Source organism: Singulisphaera photorubra, assembly GCF_045290345.1.
GTDB lineage: Bacteria > Planctomycetota > Planctomycetia > Isosphaerales > Isosphaeraceae > Singulisphaera.
Map to the genome: position 1 here is coordinate 6,450,693 of NZ_CP155447.1, position 26,626 is coordinate 6,477,318.

General features: G+C 61.7%; 19 protein-coding genes and 1 pseudogene. 8 read left to right on the plus strand and 12 right to left on the minus strand.

What is annotated here, in order from left to right:
* Positions 1–232 precede the first annotated feature (232 nt).
* Positions 233–370: a hypothetical protein gene (locus V5E97_RS24175; protein ID WP_406694116.1), complete on the plus strand. Its 138-nt coding sequence runs from the start codon at positions 233–235 to the stop codon at positions 368–370.
* A 142-nt stretch (positions 371–512) separates the two neighbouring features.
* Here V5E97_RS24175 and V5E97_RS24180 read toward each other — a convergent pair whose 3' ends face one another.
* Positions 513–1,010 (minus strand): hypothetical protein, encoded by a 498-nt coding sequence (locus tag V5E97_RS24180; protein WP_406694117.1) that lies wholly within the window; start codon positions 1,008–1,010, stop codon positions 513–515.
* 281 nt (positions 1,011–1,291) lie between these two features.
* Between V5E97_RS24180 and V5E97_RS24185 the strand changes: the two genes are divergently transcribed.
* Positions 1,292–1,552 (plus strand): transposase, encoded by a 261-nt coding sequence (locus V5E97_RS24185; RefSeq protein WP_406694119.1) that lies wholly within the window; start codon positions 1,292–1,294, stop codon positions 1,550–1,552.
* Between the two features lie 314 nt (positions 1,553–1,866).
* Complete coding sequence (locus tag V5E97_RS24190; protein WP_406694120.1) at positions 1,867–2,517, plus strand: transposase; 651 nt, start codon at positions 1,867–1,869, stop codon at positions 2,515–2,517.
* A 398-nt stretch (positions 2,518–2,915) separates the two neighbouring features.
* Here the strand turns inward: V5E97_RS24190 and V5E97_RS24195 are convergent, their stop codons facing one another.
* The gene (locus V5E97_RS24195; protein ID WP_406694121.1) at positions 2,916–3,749 is read right to left on the minus strand and encodes an alpha/beta hydrolase; all 834 of its coding nucleotides are present in this window, start codon (positions 3,747–3,749) and stop codon (positions 2,916–2,918) included.
* Between the two features lie 47 nt (positions 3,750–3,796).
* Positions 3,797–4,069, minus strand: a complete 273-nt coding sequence (locus tag V5E97_RS24200) for a hypothetical protein (RefSeq protein WP_406694122.1) — start codon at positions 4,067–4,069, stop codon at positions 3,797–3,799.
* 532 nt (positions 4,070–4,601) lie between these two features.
* Here V5E97_RS24200 and V5E97_RS24205 point away from each other — a divergent pair.
* The 3 genes from V5E97_RS24205 to V5E97_RS24215 are packed head-to-tail and all read left to right on the plus strand — an operon-like array spanning position 4,602 to position 7,524.
* A complete protein-coding gene (locus tag V5E97_RS24205; protein ID WP_406694123.1) occupies positions 4,602–5,402 on the plus strand; it encodes a sugar phosphate isomerase/epimerase family protein in 801 nt (266 codons plus the stop codon).
* 24 nt (positions 5,403–5,426) lie between these two features.
* The gene (locus V5E97_RS24210) at positions 5,427–6,698 is read left to right on the plus strand and encodes an MFS transporter (RefSeq protein WP_406694124.1); all 1,272 of its coding nucleotides are present in this window, start codon (positions 5,427–5,429) and stop codon (positions 6,696–6,698) included.
* 37 nt (positions 6,699–6,735) lie between these two features.
* Positions 6,736–7,524 carry an SDR family NAD(P)-dependent oxidoreductase gene (locus tag V5E97_RS24215; RefSeq protein WP_406694125.1) on the plus strand — a complete coding sequence of 263 codons (789 nt, stop codon included), beginning with the start codon at positions 6,736–6,738 and terminating at the stop codon, positions 7,522–7,524.
* Between the two features lie 85 nt (positions 7,525–7,609).
* Here V5E97_RS24215 and V5E97_RS24220 read toward each other — a convergent pair whose 3' ends face one another.
* The 3 genes from V5E97_RS24220 to V5E97_RS24230 are packed head-to-tail and all read right to left on the minus strand — an operon-like array spanning position 7,610 to position 11,061.
* On the minus strand, positions 7,610–10,162 hold the full coding sequence (locus V5E97_RS24220; RefSeq protein WP_406694126.1) for a protein kinase domain-containing protein: 2,553 nt from the start codon (positions 10,160–10,162) through the stop codon (positions 7,610–7,612).
* 10 nt (positions 10,163–10,172) lie between these two features.
* Positions 10,173–10,766 carry an RNA polymerase sigma factor gene (locus V5E97_RS24225; protein WP_406701206.1) on the minus strand — a complete coding sequence of 198 codons (594 nt, stop codon included), beginning with the start codon at positions 10,764–10,766 and terminating at the stop codon, positions 10,173–10,175.
* Positions 10,759–11,061: a hypothetical protein gene (locus V5E97_RS24230; RefSeq protein ID WP_406694127.1), complete on the minus strand. Its 303-nt coding sequence runs from the start codon at positions 11,059–11,061 to the stop codon at positions 10,759–10,761. The genes V5E97_RS24225 and V5E97_RS24230 overlap by 8 nt, the downstream gene beginning before the upstream one ends.
* A 1,301-nt stretch (positions 11,062–12,362) precedes the next feature.
* Between V5E97_RS24230 and V5E97_RS24235 the strand changes: the two genes are divergently transcribed.
* Entirely contained in the window at positions 12,363–14,507 is a 2,145-nt protein-coding gene (locus V5E97_RS24235; RefSeq protein ID WP_406694128.1) for a peroxidase family protein, read from the plus strand.
* A gap of 118 nt (positions 14,508–14,625) precedes the next feature.
* Here the strand turns inward: V5E97_RS24235 and V5E97_RS24240 are convergent, their stop codons facing one another.
* A complete protein-coding gene (locus V5E97_RS24240; protein ID WP_406694129.1) occupies positions 14,626–15,951 on the minus strand; it encodes a hypothetical protein in 1,326 nt (441 codons plus the stop codon).
* 255 nt (positions 15,952–16,206) lie between these two features.
* On the opposite strand from V5E97_RS24240, the gene V5E97_RS24245 reads away from it, so the two are divergent.
* Positions 16,207–17,634: a sulfatase family protein gene (locus V5E97_RS24245; RefSeq protein WP_406694130.1), complete on the plus strand. Its 1,428-nt coding sequence runs from the start codon at positions 16,207–16,209 to the stop codon at positions 17,632–17,634.
* A 100-nt stretch (positions 17,635–17,734) separates the two neighbouring features.
* Here V5E97_RS24245 and V5E97_RS24250 read toward each other — a convergent pair whose 3' ends face one another.
* The 5 genes and pseudogenes from V5E97_RS24250 to V5E97_RS24270 all read right to left on the minus strand — a co-directional run bounded on the left by V5E97_RS24250 (position 17,735) and on the right by V5E97_RS24270 (position 25,903).
* A complete protein-coding gene (locus tag V5E97_RS24250) occupies positions 17,735–18,826 on the minus strand; it encodes an NAD(P)H-dependent flavin oxidoreductase (protein ID WP_406694131.1) in 1,092 nt (363 codons plus the stop codon).
* Positions 18,827–18,951: 125 nt separating this feature from the next.
* Positions 18,952–20,100 (minus strand): annotated as a pseudogene (locus V5E97_RS24255) (ISAs1 family transposase).
* A 303-nt stretch (positions 20,101–20,403) separates the two neighbouring features.
* On the minus strand, positions 20,404–21,927 hold the full coding sequence (locus tag V5E97_RS24260) for a sulfatase family protein (RefSeq protein ID WP_406694132.1): 1,524 nt from the start codon (positions 21,925–21,927) through the stop codon (positions 20,404–20,406).
* Positions 21,928–21,971: 44 nt separating this feature from the next.
* Complete coding sequence (locus V5E97_RS24265) at positions 21,972–24,629, minus strand: amidohydrolase family protein (RefSeq protein WP_406694133.1); 2,658 nt, start codon at positions 24,627–24,629, stop codon at positions 21,972–21,974.
* Positions 24,630–24,895: 266 nt separating this feature from the next.
* Complete coding sequence (locus V5E97_RS24270; RefSeq protein ID WP_406694135.1) at positions 24,896–25,903, minus strand: SMP-30/gluconolactonase/LRE family protein; 1,008 nt, start codon at positions 25,901–25,903, stop codon at positions 24,896–24,898.
* Between the last annotated feature and the right edge of the window lie 723 nt (positions 25,904–26,626).

Consider the following 26,626-nt stretch of genomic DNA (forward strand, 5'->3'; position numbering starts at 1 on the left):
TTGGTGCAGTAAGCCCGCGTGTTAAATCGCGGCGCGGGCCAAATGCATAGAATCCCGAAAAGTGCAGCCTTAATCCAAGCCGCTTCGGGTGATTTGAGATCTGGTCCTACAACCCGATCCCGAGGGACCTATCCTCATCTCTCATGCAGCATGGCATTCCGAGACGCTCCTGAAAGTCGTCCTTTCAGACCTTCGTGTCGCACAGTTGCCAGCGAAGCGACTGGAGATCCACATGATACCGGAAGACTACCGTGCCGTCCTCGGGCTGCTGAGCGAGGAGAATCCGTTCCGCAATCTGCAACTCTTCGTCTTAGCAGAGGATCCCAGCTTTGCAGACTACGTCCGCCGAATCTCCCCACCAGATCTTTGATCGACTACACTATTCCAAGGCGACAACTCAATACTCGTATCGGAGCAGTTGACGACTGAGGTCACGCTGAATTCAGCGGTCTCTCTATTTCCGTCTGAAGCAAAACAGATTGAGAGTGGGTTCTTGTCAGAAGCCAATTCTGTCAAATCAGTGTTAAGGCCTTGCGTGTAGTATGGAATACACAACAGTCTTCGACGTGATCCAGTCCGGCTATCGCCAATGGCCTTTTGCGGCCGCCGGGTTGATCTTCGTCGCGGTTGGTATCGGCCTGGTGTTCTTCCGGCAACGACTTCGCGGGGGCACCCACCGACTCTTTCCGTTCGTGTTCCTGGGGTTCGCCGTCGTCTGGACCCTCGTTGCGTTCATAGGAACAGTCGCAGACTTTTCGTTCTTGGCGTCCGACTTGCGAGGCGGCCGGTGCGAAATCACGGAAGGCATAGTCACCAATTTCGATCCGATGCCTCACAGCGGTCATCGAATGGAATCTTTCGTCGTCAACGGCAGGCGCTTCCAGTATTCCGATTATGTCCTGACTGCGGGCTTCAACAACACCGCCTCTCACGGAGGCCCGATCCATCAGGGCCTCCACGTCCGCATTCACCACCGCGGCAACGATATCGCCAGACTTGAGATCGCCCACTGAACGACCGTCTCCTGATATCGCGCGGACCCACCCTGCCGCAGCACCCGCAGATTAATCGAACCTCATTAGGTTGTGCGAGGATCGTCGACTGAGACGCGAGTTTGGGCGTGACCGCCTCGACCTGTCGATTACAGTCGGGCAATCCAGTCCCGGACAGGCGCAGGCACGCTGGTCTTGTCACTCGAATAAGAATAGGGCCAGATTGCATTGTTTTGCTTCAGACGGAAATGGAGAGACGCCCTACCCGAGTTATACTGAAACTCGGCAGGAGTCTCACCATGCGAAAGATCCGAAAGAACGATACGCCTGTCGAGAAGGTCGCCATCCTCCGGCGTCACCTGATCGACCACGTCCCCATCTCCGATCTCTGCGATGAACTCCAACTCTCGCCAACGCTGTTCTACCTCTGGCAGAAACAGTTCTTCGAAAACGGCCCCGCCGCCTTCGAGCGCAAGAACGCCTCGCCCGAGACCAACCACATCCGCACCATCGCCGCACTCCGCGACACGCTCCAACGCAAGAACGAGGTCGTCGCATAATTAATACAAGCACATATTAAGACACAAAAAAAATTTTGTAAACTCTGACCGGGGCTTGGGTTCCCCATGACACCCGCGATTCCATCATCGACTTCGCGCGGCACTGGTCCCAACGTACTGAGATCCCCCTCAGGCGGTTCATCCACTGGCTCGGCATCGCCAGCAAGTTTCACGACTGGCGGACTCGCTATGGACTGGCCAACGAGCACAATGCGCTCGTCCCTCGCGATTGGTGGCTCGAACCATGGGAGAAGCAAGCCGTCCTGGATGACCACGCTACCCATCCCCTGGAAGGCTATCGGCGGCTTGCCTTCATGATGCTCGACGCCGATGTCGTCGCCGTGAGTCCCTCGAGCGTCTACCGGGTGCTTTGCAACGCCGGATTGATGAAGCGTCACAGCAGCAAGCCTTCACTCAAAGGAAAAGGCTTTCGGCAACCGCTCCGAGTGCATGAACACTGGCACGTCGACATCTCGTACATCAACGTCACCGGGACGTTCTTCTACCTCTGTAGCCTCCTGGACGGTTGCAGTCGATTCCTTGTCCACTGGGAGATTCGCGAGAGCATGACCGAGGCGGAAGTCGAGACCATCGTCCAACGGGGTCGCGAGCGCTTTCCCCGCGAGCGGCCCCGGATCATCTCGGACAATAGCCCCCAGTTCATTGCCAAGGATTTCAAGGAATTCATTCGGATTTGCGGAATGACTCACGTGAGGACATCTCTGTATTATCCTCAGAGCAATGGGAAGATCGAGCGACGGCACAAGCCCCTGAAGGGCGAGTGCATCTGCGTCAAAACACCCCTGAGCCTGGAGGAGACGAGGAGGCTCGTCACTGAGTTCGTGGCCCACTACAACGAGGTCCGCTTGCGCAGTGCGATCGGCTACGTCACGCCAGCGGACAAATTGGCCGGTCGCGAGCGGTCGATCTTCGAGGAGCGGGATCGCAAGTTGGATGCAGCGTGAGAAGGAGGAGAGCTGCCCGCGCGAAAGTTCAGCCCACCGTCTGATCGCTGGGAAGTCGTTGCTCGAACGGATTGACGGCGCTACGATGGAAGATGGCTTGGGCGGAGGATAGGGCACCGTGGCGACACGACCCGAACGCCGACCCAGGGGCCAAGACCGAAGGAGGGGCGGCACGATGCCGCCCAGTCTTTCCTTCGGGATTGGCACGAGTACGGCCAATCCAAATCTTGGGTCAAACGTTCACCACCTTATCTCCCAACCCCGGTTTCTCCATTTCACTCTGAACCATTACACAGTAAGCCCGTGTGTTAGATCGCGGCGCGGGCCGAATGCATAGAATCCCGAAAAATGCAGGGCGAAGGAAAGCCAGGTCAAGCAAGAACTTCCCGGGCAACCAGTCACTTATCGCCCTCGGAAGCCTTGGTCAGCAGCTTGTTAACTCGTAGCCACTCCTCGAGGCGATCCATAAAGTGGTCGGCACCACCCCCTTTGTTCACGAATCCGTGCGCGCCCGTCTGGAAGACGTGGAGCTCGGCCGATCCTTTCGCCTTGCGGTAGGCGGTGAACAGGTCGACTGACTGGGCAACGAAACCGGCGTCATCGGCGGCGACCGCCAGGAAGAGCGGCGGCGCGGGATCGGGGATCTCTCTGATCTCGCGAATCCCATAGATGAGGGCCACGAAGTCCGGCCGCGTCTCCTTCGGCCCAAAGAGCGCATCCGACGTGACCATGCCTCCCGCCGAGAACCCAATCATTCCGATCCGATCCGGTCGGTAGCCGTATTCGGCGGCCTTCTCGCGCACGAGTTGCACGGCTCTCCGACCGTCCTCGCCGGCCATCCTGACGACATCCTCCCTGGACGGGGCTCCGGGCGCGTTGTGGATGAGCCGGTACTTCAGGACGAAGGCATCGACGCCCATCGCGTTGAGCCGCTTTGCGATGTCCGCCCCCTCGTAGCTCATCATCAGGGCTTTGAACCCGCCACCGGGTGCGACGACCATGGCCGAGCCGACGGCTTTGCCCTTGTCAGCCGGATAATGGATCAGCACCGGCCGCACGACGTCGGTCACGATCGGTAGGCCGCCGCCTGTCGTGACGGACTTCTCCTGCCAGTCCCACTTCTCTGATCCCGGGGCCGTCCCTGAGTAGAGCGGGATCTCGGAAAAGCTGGGCGTCTGGGCGTTTACCGCCGTGACCCACGCGAGGGCGATCAGGAAGAGGGCTCTGTTCATCGTCGGCTCCGTGTTCGACCTGGAGAAGTGGCCAGCCTCGGATGATATCAGAGCGGAAGGCCAACGGATGCGCGGCAGCCCGTTGTAGGGGGAGGCGACCACTCCGCCTTCTTCCGCGCGAACTGAGACAAGCGCTCAGCCCGAATCGAGTGCTCTACGAGCTTCTCTGCCCGAGACAAGCGGATCTTCTCCTGCTTGGCGCTCGAAACCGCGACCGGGGAGAGCGTTTTTCCCGGCCCGTGGTCGAGCTCGATCAGGAGTTCGATGAGTTGCACCGGGAAACTGTCAATGATGCCAAAATCACTAAAACATTTTTGCATTTTCTTATTTTTAAAATTGGGTCGTGATTCCCTTTTTCGTGATGCGGCGCAAGCGGGGCATTTCTTTTCAACGATCTCGCTGGATTTCCGGTCCAGCCGTATCCCTCTCGGCCCAGGGCCATTCCTCACACTCACGCCGACCCCGAGAGAAATACGGCTGGGCCGGCCGTGCTACTGCAAACCGACCCATTGCGGAAACCGCAAGAATCATCGGCTCTTTCGCTCTTTCGCGGATCGTTGTTTCTTTTCGGGCGATGCCTTCGCACGCCGGGTTCGCCTTGCTCCATCGCGCAAACGGGCGACCCGCTGCTCGGGCTTTGGTCTTCCAAGCGCGGCTCGCTGCGTTCACGCATTCGGACGCGCGAACGTCCTCGGCTGAAGGCTTACAATGATTTTGATTGAGGCCGGTGGCCTGTTATGCGACAAGGCTTGAACGCCTCGATAGAGGACGAGGGACGAAACCAACCTGGCCGCCTCAGCGTCGGGAATGTCGATTCGCCCTCTGGACATCATGCCCGCCGGGGAGGTCGTCGTGAAAATCAGTGTCCTGTCATACGAACCAGTGTTCCGGCTGGACGAGCTGGATCGTCGCATGGGGGTTGCCAAGGCCCTCGGTTATCAAGGGATCGAGCTTGTCGCCACGAATCCGCTGGGTTACACGATCGATGAAGTGATCGCTCTCACCGAGCGTCATCAGCTCCCGGTCGTTTCCCTCTTGTCGGGCTGGTCGTACTCGAATGAAGGGCTCTGTCTGTCGAGCCCCGACGCGAGGCTGCGCGACCGCGCCCAGGAACGGCTGAAAAGCTATGTGGAGCTGGCGAGCCGGCTCCGTTCGGTGCTGGTGGTGGGACAGATGCAGGGGCTCCGGTCGGACGAGCCGGACGAGGCGAAGGCGAACGAGCGGATCGCAGAGGGCTTGAAAGGAGTGGCCGCCGAGGCCGAGCGGGCCGGCGTAACGGTCGTCATCGAGCCGGTCAACCATTTTCAGGTGGGGTTCAACCATACGGCCGACGCGGCCAGGGCGATGTCCGACCGGGTTGGTTCTCCTGCGCTGAGCTACATGCTCGACACGATTCACATGAACATTGAGGAGAGATCAATTATCGGCACGATCCAAGAGCATGGACCACGGATCAGGCATTTCCATCTCTGTGAGACGAACGGCGGTCCATTCGGGAGCGGCAACCTCGATTTTCCCAGCGTTCTGGCGGCGCTGGAGCAGACCGGCTACGATCGCTTCGTCTCCGTCAAGGTCTACCGCGAGGTTGATTTCGACACCGCGGCCCGCGGTTCGGCGGAGTTCCTCCGCCAGGTCAGGGGCAAGCTTGACTGACCGAAACGAATCGGAGCGGGATCGATGCGTTCCATGGCGGCGATCGAGATCGACGGTACGAGTGTTGCCCCAAACGGGGGGCGTTACCGGGTCCTGGCCGCTGCGTGCGGCCTGGCAGTGATCACCTACATCCACCGGGTCGGGTTTGCCACTGCGGCGGCCGAATTCAAGGGCCCCCTCGGCCTCGACCAACGTCAACTGAGCTACCTCATGGCCGCCTTCATGCTGGCCTACGGGGGCTTCGAGATCCCCTGGGGCTGGCTTGGCGATCGCTTTGGCGTGCGGAACCTCCTGGTCGTCGTCGTTCTGGGCGGCTCGTTGGCGACCGCGGCACTCTGTCTGTCGACGGCCTTCTCCGCTGGCGCAATGGCCCTGGGGTACTTGCTCGCCCTGCGGTTTCTGTTCGGGATGTTTCAGGCCGGGACGTTTCCGTCGATCTCACGAATGACGGCCGATTGGATGCCAGGGACCGAGCGGGGCGCGGCCCAGGGACTCGTCTGGACGGCGAGCCGGCTGGGTGGCGCGCTCTCGCCTCTTTTGGTGGTGCAACTGACCCTCTATTCAGGAAGTTGGCAAGCCGCAATCGTGGTGATCTCTCTGCTTGGGGTCGTCTGGTGCCTCACCTTCTGGCCCTGGTTTCGCGACAGGCCGACCACCACGACGGAGGTCAACGTTCCTCGCCCTGACCGGCTCGGGGCCGGACGGATGGTCCGGTCGGGGAGCGTCTGGGCCTTGTGCTTGATGTACGGGTGCCTGGGTTATAGCGGGAATTTTTTCCTCACGCTTTTGCCCGACTACCTCCGAACGAATCGCGGGCTGTCGCCTGGCACCGCGCAATGGCTGTCGTCGTTACCTTTCGCCTGCGGGGTCATCGCGTGCTTTGCTGGGGGAGCCATTTCCGATGCGATCATCCGCCGCACCGGCGACAAGACGAGGGGCCGTCGCCTCGTTGGCGCGGCAGGCATGGCTCTGGCCGCGTCGGCCATCCTGGGCACAATCTGGGTGCGCGACACTCGTGCTCTGGGCTTCTTGCTCTGCCTCACATTCTTCGGCAACGATCTGGCGATGGCGCCTGCCTGGTCCGCCGCTGCCGACCTGGGCGGGCGCCTCGCCGGGACACTCGGAGGCGCGATGAACATGCTCGCCAACCTCTCGTCGGCCGTTGCCTCGCTGCTGAGCGGCTACCTCCTCCACAAGGGGCACGTCCAGGTTCCATTCATTGTGTTCGCGGTCGTGTACGCCGCGGGCGCGCTCTGCTGGTTCCGTGTCGATCTGGACAGGCCAGTAGACAGGTGAGCAAAGCGACTCTGTGGATGCTTCAGGAGTAGGCCCGATGTTCGATTTCTCGGGACGCGTGGCGATGGTGACGGGGGCCGCGCGTGGACTCGGCCGGGCGATCGCGCTCGGGTTTGCCCGTGGGGGCGCGGTCGTGTCACTCACCGACCGGGATGGCGACGGGGTCGAAGAGGTCGCGCAGGCGATCCGGCAAGCCGGAGGTCGCGCAACGGCCTATGCGTGCGACGTTGCGGACGCAGACCAGGTACGGCTGACCGTCGAGGCCACCGAGTCCAGCCTCGGCCCGATCGACGTCCTCGTCAACAACGCCGGGATCACCCGACGGATCGCCCTCTTCGACTGGCGCCCCGAGGACTGGGATGAAGTGATCCGCGTCAATCAGATCGGGACATTCCTCGTCGCCCGTGAGGTTGGCAAGCACATGGTTGGCCGTGGGAAGGGGAGCATCATCAACATGTCCGCTCTGGGTGGCGGACTCGTCGGCCTGGGCCGTGGCAACGCGATCTATTGCGCCACGAAGGGAGCCGTTGCGGCCATGACTCGCGACCTGGCCGCGGAATGGGCCCCGTTCGGCATCCGCGTCAACTGCGTGGCTCCGGGTTGGTTCCGGACCGAGATGAACGCCCCACTCCTGAAAAACGAGGCGCTCACGGCCCGCATCCTCGACCGCGTCCCGCTGGGCCGTCTGGGCGAACCCGAGGACGTCGTTGGCCCGGTCCTCTTCCTCGCCTCCGACGCCTCTGCGATGATCACTGGCCATACTCTGCCGATCGACGGTGGGGTATCCACCATCGTCCGACTGAGCAGTGAGCCGGTCGTCGACTGAATGGCAGATCGACGTCACCAAGTCAAATCCATGGTCTCCCGGAAAATCCAGTTTGCAATCGCACGCGAGGCCCCGGCGATCATGGTCAGGGTCCGCGATGAAGGCTGGTCTGGAGACGTCGGGCTTCGGCATGCCCGAATGAGGAGGCGGCCGCCAAATTCCTGAGAGCGGATGACCTGTTTTGAGAGGCGAGATCCACGATGGCCAGGTTGTAGTGGATCACCCCCCGATGACTCCGATCGACGGCCGTGACGAGCGCCTGCTTCAGATCGGTAGCGGCGGCCTCAAGGCGGCCGGCGCGATACTGGAGGATCCCTCGGTTCAAAGCCGCCCCGGTCAGCGCTGGGTCGAGTCGTAAGGCACGCGAATAGTCGACGATGGCCTGTTCGTTGCGATCGAGCGAGCTCAGGGCCAGCGCCCGGTTGTGGAAGCATTCGGCCGATTCAGGGGCGAGCGCCACGCAAACGCGAAAGGCGTTGACCGAGTCGTCAAAACGTCCCAACCGATAAGCACAGAGCCCGTCATAGAAGTTCAACCAGAAGTCCTGCGGTCGCAAATCGAGCCCCGCCTGAAATTGCGAGGCGGCGTCCGTGAGTTCACCGGACCTGAGAAACGACCGTCCGAGGTCGTAGTGCTCCCAGGCCGACTGCGGAATCGACCGGGAAACGCGCAAGCGATCGTCGTTATCCGAGTCATGATCATAGGCTGCACGGTCGCGGTCGAGCGCGGGACTGGGCCCCAGCCGACGAGACGCCTCATCAAGAACCATCCGCGCTTCTCGCCGCGCCTCGGAGCGGCTCTCCGGTGGCGCTGAGCGCACGGTGAGGTCGACCCAGAACAGAACAAAGTCCAGCAAGTCGGCCCGAATTCCCCGTTCCACCTCGGGGTCATGGCCACCGGCGACGGGCCGCAGTAATAAGGTGTCTCGGACTCGCCAAACGTCCCTGCCGCGATGGATCAGCGACCGTGCCTCATGCGCGGGGGGTGGATCGACCCCGTAACGGAACCGGACGAGCTCGACCAGCCGCCGGAGTTCCGACGTCATCTCACCTCGCTGGGCCAGGGCAAGTTCATCCATCAGCCTGCGTTGAGAGAGGCCGGTGCCGGGAAGTGGTCGGGCAAGCGTAAGGCCTTGCTTGAGTACGCTGGTCGCGTTGGCGTACTCACGACGGTCGAGATGGGCACGGCCGTCGGCCAGTGCCACCTCAATGGCCTGAATCCGCTGCCAATAGGCCAGCCCAAAGAGGCTCGCGGCTCCGATCGCGATCAAGGCAGTCATCAGGATCATCAGACCCGGCGAAATGGCGAGGGGCCGGTGACGCCTCGCCTTCCGCCAACGTTCGGCCAGGCTTCGGTTGGGAACTCCCACAAGCGGCAGGTCATTCAGGTGTTGCCGCAGGTCGGCCGCGAGCAGGGCTGCGTTGGAATAGCGAGCCTGGGGATCGCTTGCCAGGCACTTTTGGAGGATGTCGGCAAGGCCCCTGGAGACGCACCGATTCGCCGGGCGACGCCAGCCTCGGAAACCGTCTTCCGGCACCGGGTCACCGAGCGCTTCATTCAAGAGTTTCCCGAGTGAATAGATATCGGCACGGCCATCGACAGCGGCAAGGATCGGCCGGTGATGATTCACTGAGTCGAGGGCCTCGCGTTGTTCCGGGGCCATGTAGTGCGGAGTCCCTCCCATCCACGCGGGCTCAGGTCCGTGGGGGTCGATCGGTCCCCTCGCCAGATGAAAGTCGAGGAGCATCGGCTGGCCGTCGCAAGCGAGCAGGACGTTGGACGGCTTGACGTCCAGGTGGATCAGGCTCCGCTCATGGGCGTATTGCAGGCCGTCCGCAAGACAGGCCCCGATCCAGCAGATCGCATCTGCATAAGTCGATTCCGCAAGATGCCGGGCGAACGGCCCCTGACCCGGGAGACGAATGGGCAGGTTAGCCTGAAGCTGCTCCAACGCCTCCATGAGATGTCTTCCAGTCCGTTGCCTGGGCTCACGGTTACCCAGCAAGTCCAAGACCTGGGCGAGTGTCGAACCGCCAAGGTAGGGCATGCAGAGGATCTGGAGTTCGCGGTCGGGGAGTTGCTGGGCCGAGTGGAGCGGAACGATATTGCGATGCTGGAGCCGCGCCAGGGAGAGATGCTCACCACGGCCCCGTGCCGTGACTTTGACGACGACGGGACGATCGCCGAGTGCTGTCTCCAGAGCCAGGAATACGACGCCGAAAAGACCTCGGCCAAGTTCCGCGAGCAACCGAAAGCCCGCCAGCTCCTCCCCCGCGCACGGAATCTCGGAGGCAACCGACTTCGCCTCCATCATTTGCCGACAGTCGAGCAGCATCGCCAGCTCGGTTCGCCACTGGGGGAACCGTTGCAAGATCTCGGCCGAATCAAGAGGAATTCCTACATCTTCACGCAGGCATAATTCCTCAAAAATGAGCCAGACGACGGCCTCGTCCTTCAGTTCGGGATGGCGAGCGAGGATCTGTTCGACCGGAGTCCGCTCTCCTCGTCGCCAGGCGGCCACCATCGCCTCGACCTGCTCCGTCGCGAGCGAAATGACAGAGTCTCGGTCTCCAACCGCGCCACGTGACTTCGTGGCGGTGGATCGATTTGCAAGCGGCAGGGTCTCACAGGTCTTCATCGTCAAGCCCTCAGCGGGAGAGCTTCGCCACTTGGCCTGTCCGCGTCCGCTCGGCGGCCAAGCGTCTCGCGAGTTCATAGAGGATCCGGCGCACGCTTCCTTCGTGCAAACCGGTCCGCTCCGCAATCTCGGCCAGCGGAACGCCCTCACGCTTGAGCCGAACGACTTCGAGATGGTTGGAAGGACACAAGTCGCTGATCGTTTTCCAGAGTTCGCCGGCCTGGGCGAGTTGGCTGGGCCGAGGCTCGTTCGATGTGAAAATGGCGGGCGACTCGTTGCCAGACAATGGCTGCTCTCGTTTGAGCGAGGGACCGTGGCGGCGGCATTGCCGGCAAAAATGGTTGTAGGTCACCCGGCCGAGAAATGCCCTCAAGTGATCCCGATCCGTGAACTTCCACCCCTCCGCTCGGTACGATTCCAGGACGTCTGTCCAGACGGATTGCACGATGTCCATCGTGTCGAATTTGGTCCGAAGCGCCGGGGTCAGCCGCTTGCGAATCATCGCACGAAGGAATGGCTCGTAGTCACGAAAGACCCGCTCCGCGGCGGAGTCGTCGCCGCGCGTCAACTTCACGAGCAGAGTGTCGAGCGACGTGTCAATCATCACGGTATTTCGCTCCACAGGAAGGCAGGCCGGGAAAGTAGACAATGCCAATGCGTTTCGCCCTCTGGCCCCCTTTGGCCCGGGCCCAGCGTCCGCGGGCGGCCGATTCGACGGCCAGGACGGCAGCGCTCACGGTCAAAGCCGCCATGACTCGGCCCGCCGTCTGTCCGGGAGTCAAGGGTGCATTCCTGTCGCCGGAGAACCGGCCGAGCAGGCGATCCAGCGAGTCCTCAATCGTCGACGTATGGAATGGGAAAAATCCGGTCATCAGACCCGCCATCTCAGGTTCCGGCAAATCCGACTCCTCTGATGAGGCGAGCTCGGGCCGCTGGCCCTTCAAATCAATATAGGCTTGTTCAAGTTTGCCTGATCGCCAATGTGTACCCGTCGTCCTGGGCAGAGAAGAACCCGTGGCTACGGCCACCTGATTCACTAACCCTTCAAGAATCACGACGCTGTTCCCGGCTTCGATCGTCCGGCGCGCCGGCAGCGAAATGGCCCGGGACATTTGCGTGGCGGCCTGAAAATCCACGAGTGCTAACGTCTTAGCACCTTGCGTCGCCGAAAATCCGTCCGGGCCCTTCGGGACATTTTGCACGACGCGGACGCGGGGAGCGCCCTGGGCCGATTCACGTGGCAGCGACGTTGCCGGTGCCAACGTGGTTGGTGACGCGGCAGGCTGCGGAGGTGGAGCCGCGGGGGGAGGTGGAGGGGCCACGCCGTCGCGAGGCGGGTCAGTCTTCCTCCCAACCGGCGCGGCCGCGTCCGGCCTCAAATCAAGAGGGACCTGTGCGTCCGTGAAGCCGCGTCCGCTTCCAGGCGGGCGCCCCAATGCGCTCAGGAGTCGCCGCCCCTCCAACGGTTCCAGCAAAAGAGGACGCAACCTCGAGTGCCGAGCCATCGCGCGAGAATGCTCAGTTGATGACATCGCCCTGCTTCTTTCTCAGTAGGCGAACAGCAACAGTCGTCGGCAGAGATGAATAGCCGAATCGATCGTAAGCAAGATAAGGAACACGCCGGCCGAGCACCCGTGTCTCAGGCAACTTCGCTCAGCGTCAGTGGCTCCGATCCAATCGATTGACACATTGCTGACATGCATCCTGTGTAGCAAATCTAACGGCGAGGTTTTCCAGGTCAAGGGTGTGCCCTCACACCGCACGTTCTCGAGCCATCATCGCTCCGTGCAAACCCACCATAATCCACTCAAATCATAGGGCTTTCGAAGAAACAACTTGCGAGAAAATTGTTTCCCACTCGGCCATGTGGATTTGACTGAATTCACCAATCTGCCCCTTCGATCAAAGCCGCTCGGCTCAAAAGCCCATCGCCAAGTTTTTTTTCTGCGCGCGCTTCGACCGAGCCTGCGCAATGAGCTTGATGAGAGTAGAGCCAGCACGCCGCGTCCTGCGTTCCGCCAAATTTGGCTTTGGAGACGATTCATTACGCCCTCGATCCGCTCGCGGAACCCTCTGGTTTATCGAAGTTCCCCGGAGCCCATCTGGCTGCCGGAGAACTCCACCAGACCCGCATCCAGCCGACATCTGCATTATTTCATGTTATTAGCAACTTCGATCTCTCCTCTTTAGGACCACCTCCATGACTCTCCTCGGCCGTTGGAACCACCAAGCCGTGATCGGGTTGTTCCGGCCACAATGGCGACCCGCAAGATCGCGTCGGCAAGCGTTCGCGCCCCACCCTGGTCTCGAATCGCTCGAAGGCCGATGCCTGCTTTCGGCCAGCGTTCGCACAATTGATGGGACAGGCAACAATCTCACCAACCCCAACTGGGGTTCGGCAGGAGTTGACCTCTTAAGGCTCGCCCCCACCGCCTACGGGGACGGCATCTCGGCACCAGCCGGTGCAGACCGGCCCAGCGCCCGTGTCATCAGCAACAGCTTGGCCGACCAGGGGGATGACGACATCCTGAGTGACCGGTTCCTGTCTGCCATGATCTATGCCTGGGGACAATTCATCGACCACGACCTCAGCCTGACACCCACCGGCAGCCCGGCCCAGGCGTTGAATATCAACGTACCGGCGGGCGACCCGAGCTTCGACCCGGCGGGTCTCGGGAACAAGGTCATTCGCCTATCCCGCTCACTGACCGATCCCGCCACGGGCACTGGCACGGGTGCCCCGCTGGAACAGGTGAACGTCGTCTCCGCCTGGCTCGACGGCTCGCAAATCTATGGCTCCGACTCCGTCACCGCCTCCAAGCTCCGCACGTTCCTCGGCGGCCGACTCAAAACCAGCCCAGGCGAAGACGGAGTCATTGGAACATCCGATGATCTCTTGCCTTTGAATAACCTCACCTATTTCCCCAGCGGCACACTGCCGATGAGTAACGATGCGCATCGCGTACCCGACGACCAACTCTTCGCCGCCGGCGATGTCCGGGCGAACGAAAACGTGGAGCTCACCAGCCTCCAGACCCTCTTTGTCCGAGAGCACAACCGCATCGCCGATTCGCTCCGGCAGACGAATCCAGGGATGGACGACGAGACGATTTACCAGACGGCCCGCGCCCGAGTCATCGGTGAGCTCCAGGCGATCACCTATAATGAGTGGCTCCCCGCGCTTCTCGGGCCTGGGGCGTTGAAGCCGTACCGCGACTATGATCCGACCGTCAACCCAGGGATCGCCAACGAGTTCTCGACGGCCGCCTTCCGCTTCGGCCATAGCTTGCTTGGCGATGACGTCGAGTTCCTCGACGGCAATGGCCAACCGATCGCCGATGAGGTTTCGCTCAGCGACGCCTTCTCCAACCCGGCACTGCTTCAGACGCATGGGATCGAACCCCTCCTCAAATACCTGTCCTCCGACCCTTCCTCGGAACTGGACAGCACCATCGTCAACAGCGTGCGCAACTTCCTCTTTGGATCGCCGGGAGCGGGGGGCTTCGACCTGGCGAGCTTGAACATTCAGCGCGGTCGCGACCACGGCCTGGCCGACTACAATTCCATGCGAGCCGCGTTCGGGCTGGCTCGCGTGACCAGCTTCGGGGAAATCAGCTCGGATCTGGACGTTCAAGTCAAACTCCAGGCCCTCTATGGCAGTGTCGACAAGATCGACGCCTGGGTAGGCGCACTGGCCGAGGATCACGTCCCGAACAGTAGCACGGGGCCCTTGATCCGCGCGGTGCTCATTGATCAATTCACAAGACTGCGAGACGGTGATCGCTTCTGGTACCAGCGGGCCTTCAGCGACTCAACGCTTCGGGACATCGATCAGACATCACTCACGGATGTCATCCGCCGTGACAGCAACCTGTCCAACATCCAAACCAACGCATTCTTCTTTCGAGTCGGCATCAGCGGTACCGTCTTCGCCGACCGCGATCGGAACGGTCGCCTCAACTCAAGGGAAGCCGGGCTGGCCGGGCAGACCGTCCAACTCCTCAGCGCCGATTCGGGCGAACTGGTCGCCTCCACCACGACCGACGCCCGAGGCCGTTACACGTTCGACGTTTCGAGTGGCCTGGGTCTGGGTCGCTACCAGATCCGCACAGTCCAACCGAACGGACAGCCAGGGACACCGTCACCGCGCACAATCGTGCTGACGCGTGGAGACACGTTCGCGTTGAGTAACGACCTGGGCGTCACCCCGGAGAAAAAGCGTTCGTCCGTCCTGCCCCAGCGTGATGCAAAACCTCGCCCAAGGCTGGTCGGCCTGCCGGGCACGACTCCAGGCTCCGCACCGTTCCCAACATTCGGCCGCAGGCGGTCCCGGCGAACCCCATAATTCTGCGGGAAGGACCGGCAACAACAGGAGGCAATACGCCTCTGTCTCGACGCGAAATCGCCCGGGACTTTCGCGACCTCCTCACTTCGAGTCGATGCCCCTCAATTGCCCGGTCCATTCAAAACGGGAAGTGAGCCGGGTCCAGGGCTTCCGGGCGACGATCGCCACGAGAATTGAAGTCCATGCGCTGACGGGGGTCGAAAAGGTGATAGGTCGCCTGAATCGTGGGGAGCAGAAAGAGGCTCCCGAGCAAGACCACGCGAACGGCCCGTGAGTCTGCCGAGTCGCTAATCCAGGCCACTCCCTCAGCGATCACAAGCAGGAGGGCGGGGACGAGGAAAAGGAGAAGCCTTCCATGAAATGGATAAAGACAGAAACACGCGACGCCAAGAGTAATGAGTCCGGGAGCCACGAGCATCCAGAACAGTTGATCCGCGCCCCTCCTCACAAATGACGCGCAACCGGCCAGAAAGAATCCAAAGGCCAGCAGCGCGGATAGCGTGGGCCCCAGCGGCGTACGGATCTCGAGCGGGTTGGCAAAGAGATACAGGACGCTCCGGATCAACCAACCAGCGGACCCGATAACCGTCAACGGCCTTGGCGGGAACGCGAAGGCCCAGAAGACCCACATCATCCCACGATGCCCAAGTTGCTCGTTCGAGACGGCGTAGACGAGGACAAAACTCGCCCCCCAGGCCAGACACATCAGCATCAGAGAGAGGCCCTGCTTCCGTTCGCCTTTCGCGAATGCGGAGGCAATCAGGACAAGACCCAGCCCCGCGAGTACGAACGCCACGGGATGCGAAAACCAGACGGCAACCGCTCCCACCAGGGCGAACCGAGCCAGTCGAAGACTCGTCGCGGGGCGCGAGACCAGATCCAGCGCGAAGAGGGTGCACAATAGCCCCATCGCGACGTCGGTCGAATACTGCTTCAGCTCGGAGGAGAAGTAGATCAGGTCATCGGAAACCGCGAACAGGGCCAGAGCGATCCAGACGGCATTCGGCCGCAGACAACGCTGAGCCACGCAGGCGAAGAGAAAGAGCGAGGCGATCCCGCACAGCAGCGGGAAAATCTTGAGGACGAGCGGGTGATCACCCAAGAGCTGGAATAAACCCCATTCCACAACCAGAAACCCAGGAGGGGCGAGTTGGGACCCGGAGAGTGGTCCGAACAGCTCCCACAAACTCTTTTTGACGATGTTTTGCGCCAGCGATTCTTCGTCCATCCAAAGCGCGCGATTGGACAAAAATTGCGTGACGCGCAGGACTACTCCCAGAACGAGCAGGATTGCCAGCTTTCGTTGCCTCACCCAAGCGGGAAGCCCATCAAAACGCAGCTCCCACCGCACGAGCTTCTCGAATGCACTCGCTCGCGATCGATCGCCCACAGTCACGTCGCCCCCCTCGCTCGGCAACACGTTGCGAGGCGAGCTCCCGCCCAAGACCTCGGCGTTCCTTCCGTCCCCCCAACCTCGACAGTACCCACTCGGGTGCCGGTCGACAACCAGTCGCACCAAGCGGGAGGAACAGCATCAAAACAAATTTCTTTGATACGTTGACTCCAATCCGGTTTCGCCCGCCAAACCCACCGCTGGCATCCTGGATTTCCCTGCGCTATGATCCAAGCCGAAGTCGGGAACGCCTGGTCGATCGCCAGGTGGCAGGACAGGCGCCAACCTCCAGGGAGCAAGGCTGCGATGAGACGTCTCTTGAACGCGGGTCTGGTGATCGCAACGCTGCTGGGTCCGATCTTAACCGCCCTCCCTACCTCGGCCGCCGAGGGGCCGACGGAACGTCCCAACGTCGTCTTCCTCTACACCGACGATCAGGCACAGTGGGCCTTGGGGGCCTACGGGAACAAGGAAATCCACACACCGAACCTGGACCGACTCGCCCAGACCGGGGCCCTCTTCCGGAACGCCTTCACGGTCACCCCCGTCTGCTCCCCGTCGCGAGCCAGCATGTTGACCAGCCGCTATTCCACCCAGTTCGGCATCGCCGACTGGATCGACCCCAAAATCGAGCCCGACCTCGGCCTGGCCCCTTCGGCCATCCTCTGGCCCGAACTGCTCAAGGCCCAGGGCTACGCCACGGCGCTCATGGGCAAGTGGCACCTGGGAACACGCCCTGAGTTCCACCCCACGCGCCAGGGATTCGATCGATTCTACGGCTTCCTCGGGGGGGGGAATCAGCCGATAAACCCCGAACTCGAAGTTGAGGGGAAAGTTCAGCGCGTCGAAGGCTCGCTTCCCGACCTCCTGGTCGGCCAAGGGATCCGCTTCGTCGAGGCCAATCGCGACCGCCCCTTCCTGCTTTCGATTCACTTTCGGGCGCCCCACGTCCCCTACGCACCCGTGCCCGAACAAGACTCAGCGCACTACGACACGCTCGACCCGACGATCCCGGACGTCCCTGGCCTGCCCCGTCAACGGGTCAAAATGCTCACGAAACGCTATTACGCGAGCGTCAGCTCGGTCGACCGCAATGTCGGCCGCCTGCTCGATCGACTGGAAACGCTGGGGTTGACGGGCAAGACCATCGTGATTTTCACGAGCGACCATGGTTATATGATTGGTCACCACGGTCTCTGGCACAAGGGAAACGGGTCCTGGATCATGGAAGGTAAGCAAGGGCGCCGGCCCAACATGTTCGACAACTCGATCCGAGTCCCCCTGATCGTCCGCTGGCCGGGCGTCGTCGCCCCGGGAACCACGATCGACCGTGTCGTCTCCAACCTCGACCTCTTCCCCAGCATCGTCGAGATGACCGGCAGCGGCGTGCCCGACAATTTGCGGATCGGCGGTCGGAGCTTCGTCCCCCTGCTCCGTGAGCCGAACAACACCTCGATCCCCTGGGATGATACCCTCTACGGCCAGTACGACATGCACAACGGCCAGGTCGCCAATATGCGGTTGATCCGCACACCCGAGTGGAAGCTCATCCGCCACTTCGAACCGGGTGTGGAAGACGAGCTCTTCCACCTCACCGACGACCCAGGGGAGACCCGGAACCTGGCTGGCGACCCAGCCCACCGCGATCGCAAGGCAGAGTTGGCGCAACAGCTCAAACAGTGGATGATCTCGACCGGCGACCCCAGAGGGTCCAACGAGTCAACGGCCCACTGACTTTACCAGCAAGACCTACTTACATAAGTTTATTGAGTCGAACGTCCAACCAACAAGCATGCACCGGGCTTCGATCGGATAGGAGGACTGATCGAGCCTGCTATGGTGCACTCGGCCGGCGGATTTCCAGGGCAAGGGCCTCCTGACACTCTCGCCAGAGGGCACCTACAAGCTCACCAGCCGGCATCGAGCGGGCCAGTGCCACCCCTTGGCCCGCCCACTGGGCTCCGTACCCGAACTCGCCGACAGCCTTCGCGGCCGCATGCAACGCCTTCCCGGCGTCGTAGGCGATTGGATAGCTCGGGACGTCGTCGGCAGGGCTCAAGTCCCCGAATTCGGTGAAGAGATTCGCCAGCGACCGGGCCGGTCGGCCGGAGATGGCACTCGTCATGACGGTGCGGCGAGCGGGTTGTTCCACCATCGCCCGCCGGTAGCCAGAGTCGGCGGCCGACTCGGGACAGAGGATGAATGCCGTCCCAAGCTGGGCCGCACTCGCCCCCAGTGCCAGGCTCGCCGCGACTCCCGCCCCGTCCATAATCCCCCCGGCCGCCACGACCGGGACCGAGAGGGTCCGGACAAGGAGCCGAGTAAGGGCCATCGTACCGAGGCACTCATCCGGTGCGTCCTGATCAAAGGTACCGCGATGCCCCCCTGCTTCGTACCCCTGGGCAATCACCACGTCGACTCCGGCCACTTCCACCGCCAGGGCCTCGGCGGGATTCGTCGCCGTTGCCAGGAGCGTGATGCCGGCCTCCTTGAGCCTTCGAATTCGGTCCGCGTCCGGTAGTCCGAAGTGGAAGCTCACAACCGTTGGCCGCTCGTTGACGAGCATATCGAGCATTGCGTTATCAACGAGAAAGCTCGTGTAAATTTCACGGAGGAGCTTCGAGGGCTTGGCCCCGTATCGTGCAAAGTGTGTCTCGAGCCGCAACAACCAAGCGGCCTCGCGCTCCGGGTCTGGGATCGCTGGGGGATGGCAAAACACATTCACATTGAAGGGCTGGTCGGAGAGAGTTCGCACCGCCTGAACCATCTTGCGGGCCGCCTCGGAATCAAGGTTTCCCACGCCAATGGAGCCGAGACCGCCTGAGTTCGAGACGGTAGCCGCCATCTCCGGCGTGGAGACACCCGCCATCGGTGCCTGGAAAATTGGGATCTGGATACCAAGCTTTCGGGTGAGATTGTTGATCATCCGTCGCCCCCCAAGACTTCCCCTTTCTCCAACAAAAGGTGCCAACTCGGGCACCCTCGCCAATAGCCCGAAATCCTGACTCTTCGACTCTCAGGGGCAGCCCCCCCCTCCAGGGCCAGCGCACACTAAAGTGTTGATCCGGCAAGAACTTGCAGAAGAAAGTCGTCACTCCAACCGCAACTGCGTCGTTTCATCACCAGACTGTCACGGCCCGGATGTTGCTTCAATAGCGACAGTGTCAGGCGATTGAGCCATGCGAAATTCTCGCGCAAGTGCTTCTCTCGGATTCGCGACTCGTCCTCGCGATAGGTTACATCGAGACTCCAATGACAGGCGTTTTCGATGCCCCAATGGCTCCGGACGGCGTGGGCGAATCGTTTCGCATCGACATTAAGACTGCTGATATAATAACGCACTTCGGACGTTTTTTCCGTTCCGGACACAATCAGAGACCACGACACCGATCGACTTCAGCCCTTCCATGGCTTGAGCCCGGCAAACTTTCTGGCACAGCCATCTGAATGTACGTACGCGTTTCGGCTCGCCCATGGGCCGTCTCGCTGGTCTGAAGCCGACTCGCTTTGACATCGGCGAAATCGTTCTCCCATTCTTTGTTGATCGCTCCCATAACAGCCTGGTGCAACGTCTCCTGGTTTCCTTTCAACGCCAGCACATAATCCGCCTCGCCCTCAACGATTTGCGAGGCGATCGCCTTTGTGTCCCCATCGCGTCAATCGTGATGATCGCTCCTTGATGTCCACAAGCCGCAGTAACTCGGGATGGCCGTGATCTCGTTGGATTTCTCGGCGCAGGCCACTTGCCCTAACGACAGGCCAAATTCGCTGGCCCAAACGCTGACCGAATGGAGAGCCCTAGACCGTTCTTGTGATCGTGACTTCGCCGCAACGTTTTCCATCAATCGCCAGGATCGGTTGCTCGACGCCGGTCGCCGCAGTGGCCGCATCGCGCAAGATTGGAGCCAGTTTGCGAAACAGGCTTGAAACGCGGCGGGCTTGAGGATCATCAGGACGCGACGAAGACATCCTTTCGTGGGACACCACGGGGTAGGTCCAGGAGCTTCACGAGGAACTCCTCCTTCATGGCGGCCCACTGGCGATCGCGGTCGGCCCGGCGGCACCAGCGAGGACCGCCATCAAGGCAATGACGAGCACACTACTCAGAGGATGCTGGCGGTTAATAGTGGAGCGAGGGTCCTCCAACTCGGCGAAATGCTGAATGATTTCGTCAATGTCGTTTTGCTTGATATTCGCCATGGTTGACCCAAGTGCGTCGTAGCCGTAAAAATCTCCCAGAGAATGTATACAAATAAATCGGCCAAAGCGCAAGCGTCATAAACTGCCAAGCCTACGCAAAATGCGCGCTGGCCCTGCCCCCCCTCCTTGATGATACCTTACCCCAGTCGCCAAGCCCCAATGTTCATGTCCAGTTCGCACGAGAAACCTCCCCGTCCGACCTATCGTCGACATGAAAGTTATAGAAGGAGCGATCCTCGGACTCGCCATCTCACCCTTAAAACGAATTTATCACCCAAAAACGCAAATATTCACAAATCCACATCATTCATTCTTCCGAATCTTATCAAGCAGAAGGTTCATTGATTTCAAAACCTCGGGGTGGTCCGAGGCGAGGTTCTTGGACTCCGTTGGATCGGCGGCGAGGTCGTAAAGCTCGAAAGCAGGCCCGTTGTTCTTTTTCTTCGCGGCCCCGGCCTTCTTCGTTGCGGCTCCCCCCTGGCCTGTCGCCTGTCGCGCGATCAGCTTCCATTTCCCCTGGCGGAGTGAAAGACCGCCCCCCTGCTCGACGAGGTGATCACGTCCCTGCGGCGATGTGCCCAGCAGAGCAGGCAATACATTGTGACTGTCAGGACCAGCCTCCTGAGGTAAGTTGCGTTTGGCCAGGGCGGCGAATGTCGCGAGCAGATCAATCTGGCAGATCAACGCATCAGAAACTCCTGGCTTAATTTTTGCAGGCCAGGATGCGATCAAGGGGACACGCGTCCCCCCTTCATAGGGGGAGTACTTGCCACCACGCAGAGGTCCGGAGGGACGATGCCCGTTGAGCATCTTCTCCGCCTCATCAGCATAGCCATCGTCGACGACCGGGCCGTTGTCGCTCGAGAAAAGGACGAGCGTGTTGTCGGTCAACTTCAGGCGGTCGAGGGTCGCAAGCACTTCGCCGACGCACCAATCGAGTTCCTCGATCACATCGCCGCGAACGCCGCAGCCGCTCTTGCCGGCGAATCGGGGGTGTGGCACGCGCGGAACGTGGACGTCATGGGTGGCGAAGTAGAGGAAGAAGGGGCGAGCCTGGTTCCGATCGATGAACGACGTGGCCTCGCGGGTCAGGACGTCGGCCATGTCCTCGTCGACCCAGCGGGCCGACTTGCCACCGGTCATGTAGCCGATCCGGCTGATCCCGTTGACGATCGTGTTATCGTGTCCGTGGCTCAGCTTGATCTTGAGTTGATCGGGGTTCGATCGCCCGGTCGGCTCGTCACCTACGGGCTGCACGTAATCCACCTTGATCGGATCCTTCGGGTCGAGGCCAACCACGCGGCGGTCCTTCACGTAGACGCAAGGTACGCGATCCCCCGTCGCCGGGAGTATGAAGCAGGAGTCAAACCCCACTTCAAGCGGCCCTGGCCGGATCTCGCTGTTCCAATCAATCGGTCCCTCGCCAAGCCCCAGGTGCCACTTGCCGACGGCTCCGGTCGTGTATCCCGCCTGCTTCAATAGTGCCGGCACGGTGATCCGGCCCGGCTTGATGATCAAGGAGGCGTCACCCGGGAGGATGTTCGTGCCTTTTTGTCGCCAGGCGTACTCCCCGGTCAAGAGCGAGTACCGCGACGGCGTGCAGGTGGCCGCGGGCGAGTGAGCATCGGTGAATCGAAGACCACGCGAGGCCAGACGATCAAGGTTCGGTGTCTTGACCCTGGTCGCGCCGTAGCAGCCGAGGTCGCCATAGCCCAGGTCATCCGCATAAATGACGACAATATTCGGTGAAGTCTCGTCGGCCCCACTCACGGTCGTTCCCCAGAACGTGAGCAGCAACGCCGTGGCGATCGAAAATCGTGAACGCATCGAGATTCGCTTCCTCGCTTACAAGGTGTCAAGCCGCCGCGCGATCAATGGGCCAGGCAGCAGGCCGGTTCGACGAAAAGATCAGAGCTCAGACCCCGAAGTGGCCGCTTCGCCTCAACGGCGCGGTCATAAACGAGCTTACCGCCGAGCAGGACGTGGGACACGTGCGACGCGTACTCGAACGGGTCGCCGTCGAAGAGCACGACGTCAGCCACCTTGCCTGGCTCCAGGCTGCCGTATTCGGCGTCGACCTTGAGGATCTTGGCCGCGTCGAGAGTGACCGCCTTCAGAGCCCGCTCGTAGCCGAGGCCGTTGGCCATCGCAATCGCCGCTTCATAGAGCGGCAGCCGGGTCTTGGGGACATAGCCCTCGTAGGCCGACGTGATCGCCACGGGGATGCCCTTGTCCGCCAGGATTGCGGCATTGTTCAGGGTGGTATTGAAGGTCTCGGGAGTCCCGGGGCGTTGCATCGTCGGATGAACGAGGACCGGCACCTTGGCCTGGGCGATCGCGTCGGCGAGCAGGTAGCCCTCGGTCGCCTGGCTGAGCACGAGATCCAGGGAGAACTCGTCGGCCAGCCGAAGCGCGGTGGCCAGGTCGTCAGCGCGGTGGGCGGCGAACACCGCCGGCACCTTCTTCTCGAGCAAGAGCCCGAGTGCCTCGTGCTTGAGGTTGTGGTCGGGTTCGGATCCCTCCTTGGCCGCGGCTCGCTTCTTGCGGTCGTTGGCCGCCGCGGTCAGGGCATTGCGGATCAGGGCCGCCGTGCCCATCCGGGTGCCCGGCGCCTTTCCTGGGTAAGACGACTTGGGGACCTCGCCCAGGTTGAAGACGATCGCCGACGGGACGCGGACCTTCATCCCCTCGGCCGTCACGCCATGTGTCCGGAAGATTCCGGCCTGACCGCCAATGACGTCGACCGGGCCGGGCATCGCCTGGATCAGGGTCACACCATGCCGGAGGGCAAACTCAAGCAATGGCTCGGCCGGGTTGAAGCTATCGAGGATCCGCGCATCGGCCTGGTTCGGGTCGCTCTTTTCGTCCTGGTCCTGGTCGGCCGCGATGTTCAGCCGGCCCGAAACCCCCACGACCGTATGTGTGTCAATCAGTCCCGGGGTCACAACCGCGGCCGAAAGCAGAGGCGTCCCTTCGGCGACGTCTACCCCTTCCGCCTTGCCAGCGTACTGGATCTTGCCGTCCTCAATGATGACCAAGCCATCCTCGATGGCAGGGCCACCGACCGTGTGAAGCCGCCCCGCGCGAATCGCGATCCGCCTCGAGTCCGGCTTGATGTCCGGAGCGTTCTGCACGGCCGGAGGCTTGACCCCGGTCGGGACCTTCAATGGTATCGCCGGCTTGGGCCGGGTCGTCGAATCCGGTAACGCGAAGCCACCGATGGCGTAGGACGCCTGGGCGGGGTCGTTGCGGTCGTACCGCTTCTTCCCCTCGATGTAGGTCTGCAAGACCTGCGTGTAAACGCGGAAGGGCCGCCCCGAGAGGACGAGGAAGTCGGCGTCCTTGCCAGGCTCGATCGACCCGATTCTGCGTTCGAGGTGAAGCATCTTGGCCGGGGTGAGCGTCAGGGCCCGAAGCGCCGACGCTTCCGACAATCCACCACGAACGGCCAGGCTTGCCGTCCGCAGCAGGAACCTTGACTCGGTGACGAAGTCATCGGTATTGACGGCGATCGGCACCCCCGCCTTCTCCAGGATGGCCGCGTTCTGTTCGAGGAGACCGTCGACTTCGGGCTTGCCGCCGGGGCTATCGAGGATCGTCAGCGAAACGCCGACCTTTCGCTTGGCCAGTTCATCGGCCACCTTGTAGGCTTCGGTGCCGTGCTGGACCACGACCTCGAAGCCGAACTCGTCGGCCAGCCGCACGACGGTCATGATGTCGTCGGCCCGGTGGGTGTGGAAGTGGACGGTCCGCTTGCGGTCGAGCACCTCGACGAGCGACTCCATTGCGAGGTCGCGTTCGGGTTCCGTGGCCGTCCTGGCCTTCTCTCCCCCCTCCGCCTTGGTCTTACGAAAGGCCTGCCACTTGCGGCGGTAATCCTCGGCTTTGAGAAGTTGCTCACGCTGGAGGGCGGCCGTGCGCATCCGGGTGCCGGGCGCCTGGTTCTTCGAGCCGTAGGCGCGTTTGGGGTTCTCGCCATTGGCCATTTTGATCCCCCCCTCGGGGGTGCCAGGGGTTACCATCATCGTGGTGATTGGCCCCCCGCGGAGCTTGACGTAGAGGGTCTGGCCGCCGATGACGTTGCCGCTGCCGGGCATGATGTTGGCGGTGGTGACGCCTCCGGCCAGGGCCATCCGAATCCCGGGGTCGTCGGGCCAGATGGCGTCGAGCGCCCGAATGCCGCTCTGCACGGGGCCCGTCATCTCATTGCCATCGGAATGCGCCTCGATCCCGGGCTTGGGATAAATCCCGATATGCGAATGCGTATCGACCAGCCCGGGGATGATGACCTTGCCCGCGACATCCTGGACCTGGGCACCGTCGGGAACGTCGACCTCCCCACGTTTGCCGATCGCGACGATCTGGCCGCCGCGCACCACCAGATCAGCGTCGACGATCTCGCCGCCGGTCGCCGTCAGCACCGTGGCCCCGCGAAAGACCTGAAACGCCGGCTCGTCACCGCGTGCAACCCCACGGGACATCGCGAGAAGGACGAGCAAAACGGACAACCGGCCATGGATCGTTCGCATCGGGATCCCAGCTCAACAAGGGATGGGCGAGAACCCTCGACAGAAGCGTCCTCGAAGTCCTCGACGATACCTAGCCCGCGTCAAAGCCGCAACGGAGCCCCCCTTCCTTTGACGCCCTGCGAATGGCCCCGGGGTTCCTCGTGGAAGCCAGGTCCCTTGAGGACCGCGGGCGGGCCCCCCGCAGTCCCAGAGGAAGGCAAAAAAACGTTCGTGCGTTCGGACGGGCCACCTTTGAGATGACCGTTCCGACCCTTAATCAGGGGCTCTCATTTCGAGAACGCTCGTGCCGGTTGGCCCGGCACGCGGACGGGCACGCTCCAGAGCGAGCCCCCTGCGGTGACGTAGAGCGTTTTGAGGTCGTCGCCCCCGAAGGCGCAATTCGTGCACTCGTCACGCGGGATGGGAATCCAGGTCAGCAGTCGGCCCTCAGGCGAGAAGACATAGACCCCCGCGGTCGGCTGTTCCTGGATTTCGTGCGGTGGGTTCGGCTTATTGAGACCGGCCGCGACGAAGAGCCGACCCGCCGCGTCGAGCTTGATGCCGTCAGGCCCTCGGGTCGTACCCCAGTCATGGATCAGCGTGCGGCTGGCGGCATCGACGGTTCCATCGGCCCGAAGGTCGAAACGCCACAATTTCCGGGCTCCGCTGACGGTGTTGTTGTTATTGTCGGCCACGAAGAGCCGTCGGTCATCGGGCGTGACGACCAGTCCGTTGGGGCGATCGACCTCGTGGGTGATGATCCGCGTCACCGATCCATCGGGATCGATCCGGTACACCCCCTCGACCGTACGCCCCTGCGAGTCGACGATCTCCATTGCGTTGCGGTCGCCATAGCACGGGTCGGAAAAGTAGATCCTGCCCGCGGAATCGATGGTCAGGTCATTCGGCTGATTGAACCGCTTCCCGTCGTAGCGTTCGGCCAGGACGGTGAGACGACCGTCCGCCTCGAGCCGGGTCACGCGACGGTTCTTGAACTCGCAGATAACAAGCCGGCCCTGGCGATCGAGCAAGAGTCCGTTCGATCCGGCGTCGCGACGATAGATCGAGGCCACGCCCTCACGCGACCGCCGATTGATGTTCCCCTCCCCGCTGGTCAGCAGTCCGAGCTTCGGGTGCCACAACGGGCCCTCGCCGGCGCCCTGCTCCAGAAGTTGTTCCGGCTTTGCGCCGGGGTCGAGTACGTCAAGTTCCTTCTGCGCAAAGGCAGGCGTGAACATCAACATTTCCAGGATGGCGACGAACAAGTAATGTCGAACGTGAAGGCGAGAGATCATCGCAACAGCCTCATGGTTTTCTTTGGCGGCAAGCCTCATCTTATCGTCGGATCGTTGCAGGGAAATGACAAACCGGGATCCGCGAACACATTCCCGAAAACCAGAGTCTGTCGCAAGGAAACCGGGCCGACTGTCTGCCCCGGAGGCCGAAATTCTCGAGAGAAACTCGTTCCCACGCTCTTGCCTTGCGTGGGAATGCCGTTCTGGCCGCTCTGCGGCCCCACCCGCCGGGGAAGACGACACGAAGCGTCGCGGATGGCATTACCACGCAAGTGCGTGGAAACGAGATCCCGATATCCTTGCCACATTCCCGAAATCCAAACAGAATTTTATTCCAGAGATCGGACGCTGGCCGATTCGCTTCTTGCCGGCGAGAATGATTCGTTTCGTCCCAGCCCTTGTCCGCCGGTTGTCGGGCATGCTACCTTTTCAAGAGCCATTCCGTTCGCGATCGCGCCATTTCCCGGACCGAAAATCTCGCACTGCACTCCGCCGCGATCCATCGCAAACCGTTCGAAACCCGTAGTACATCGCGAAACAGCTTCTCGACAGACGCCCTCGACCGTCATTCCTCAACGCCGCGGAATTCTGACGTGAAAGGTGATTTGATCCATGGAACTTTCCTCGTATCATCTCACCGAGGCAAGAAATCCAGGATCGTTGATTCCACAATTTCGAACCATGGTTCCACTTGTTCGACCGGAGCAAGCGACAGCAACTCTC

Excerpts from the sequence above, each read along its gene's own strand:
- V5E97_RS24210 (WP_406694124.1), top strand. The coding sequence starts at position 5,427 with ATGCGTTCCATGGCGGCGATCGAGATCGACGGTACGAGTGTTGCCCCA.
- V5E97_RS24175 (WP_406694116.1), top strand. The coding sequence starts at position 233 with ATGATACCGGAAGACTACCGTGCCGTCCTCGGGCTGCTGAGCGAGGAG.
- V5E97_RS24215 (WP_406694125.1), top strand. The coding sequence starts at position 6,736 with ATGTTCGATTTCTCGGGACGCGTGGCGATGGTGACGGGGGCCGCGCGT.
- V5E97_RS24235 (WP_406694128.1), top strand. The coding sequence starts at position 12,363 with ATGACTCTCCTCGGCCGTTGGAACCACCAAGCCGTGATCGGGTTGTTC.
- V5E97_RS24195 (WP_406694121.1), bottom strand. The coding sequence starts at position 3,749 with ATGAACAGAGCCCTCTTCCTGATCGCCCTCGCGTGGGTCACGGCGGTA.
- V5E97_RS24270 (WP_406694135.1), bottom strand. The coding sequence starts at position 25,903 with ATGATCTCTCGCCTTCACGTTCGACATTACTTGTTCGTCGCCATCCTG.
- V5E97_RS24245 (WP_406694130.1), top strand. The coding sequence starts at position 16,207 with ATGAGACGTCTCTTGAACGCGGGTCTGGTGATCGCAACGCTGCTGGGT.
- V5E97_RS24190 (WP_406694120.1), top strand. The coding sequence starts at position 1,867 with ATGATGCTCGACGCCGATGTCGTCGCCGTGAGTCCCTCGAGCGTCTAC.
- V5E97_RS24265 (WP_406694133.1), bottom strand. The coding sequence starts at position 24,629 with ATGCGAACGATCCATGGCCGGTTGTCCGTTTTGCTCGTCCTTCTCGCG.
- V5E97_RS24200 (WP_406694122.1), bottom strand. The coding sequence starts at position 4,069 with ATGCAAAAATGTTTTAGTGATTTTGGCATCATTGACAGTTTCCCGGTG.
- V5E97_RS24185 (WP_406694119.1), top strand. The coding sequence starts at position 1,292 with ATGCGAAAGATCCGAAAGAACGATACGCCTGTCGAGAAGGTCGCCATC.
- V5E97_RS24260 (WP_406694132.1), bottom strand. The coding sequence starts at position 21,927 with ATGCGTTCACGATTTTCGATCGCCACGGCGTTGCTGCTCACGTTCTGG.
- V5E97_RS24250 (WP_406694131.1), bottom strand. The coding sequence starts at position 18,826 with ATGATCAACAATCTCACCCGAAAGCTTGGTATCCAGATCCCAATTTTC.
- V5E97_RS24220 (WP_406694126.1), bottom strand. The coding sequence starts at position 10,162 with ATGAAGACCTGTGAGACCCTGCCGCTTGCAAATCGATCCACCGCCACG.
- V5E97_RS24225 (WP_406701206.1), bottom strand. The coding sequence starts at position 10,766 with ATGATTGACACGTCGCTCGACACTCTGCTCGTGAAGTTGACGCGCGGC.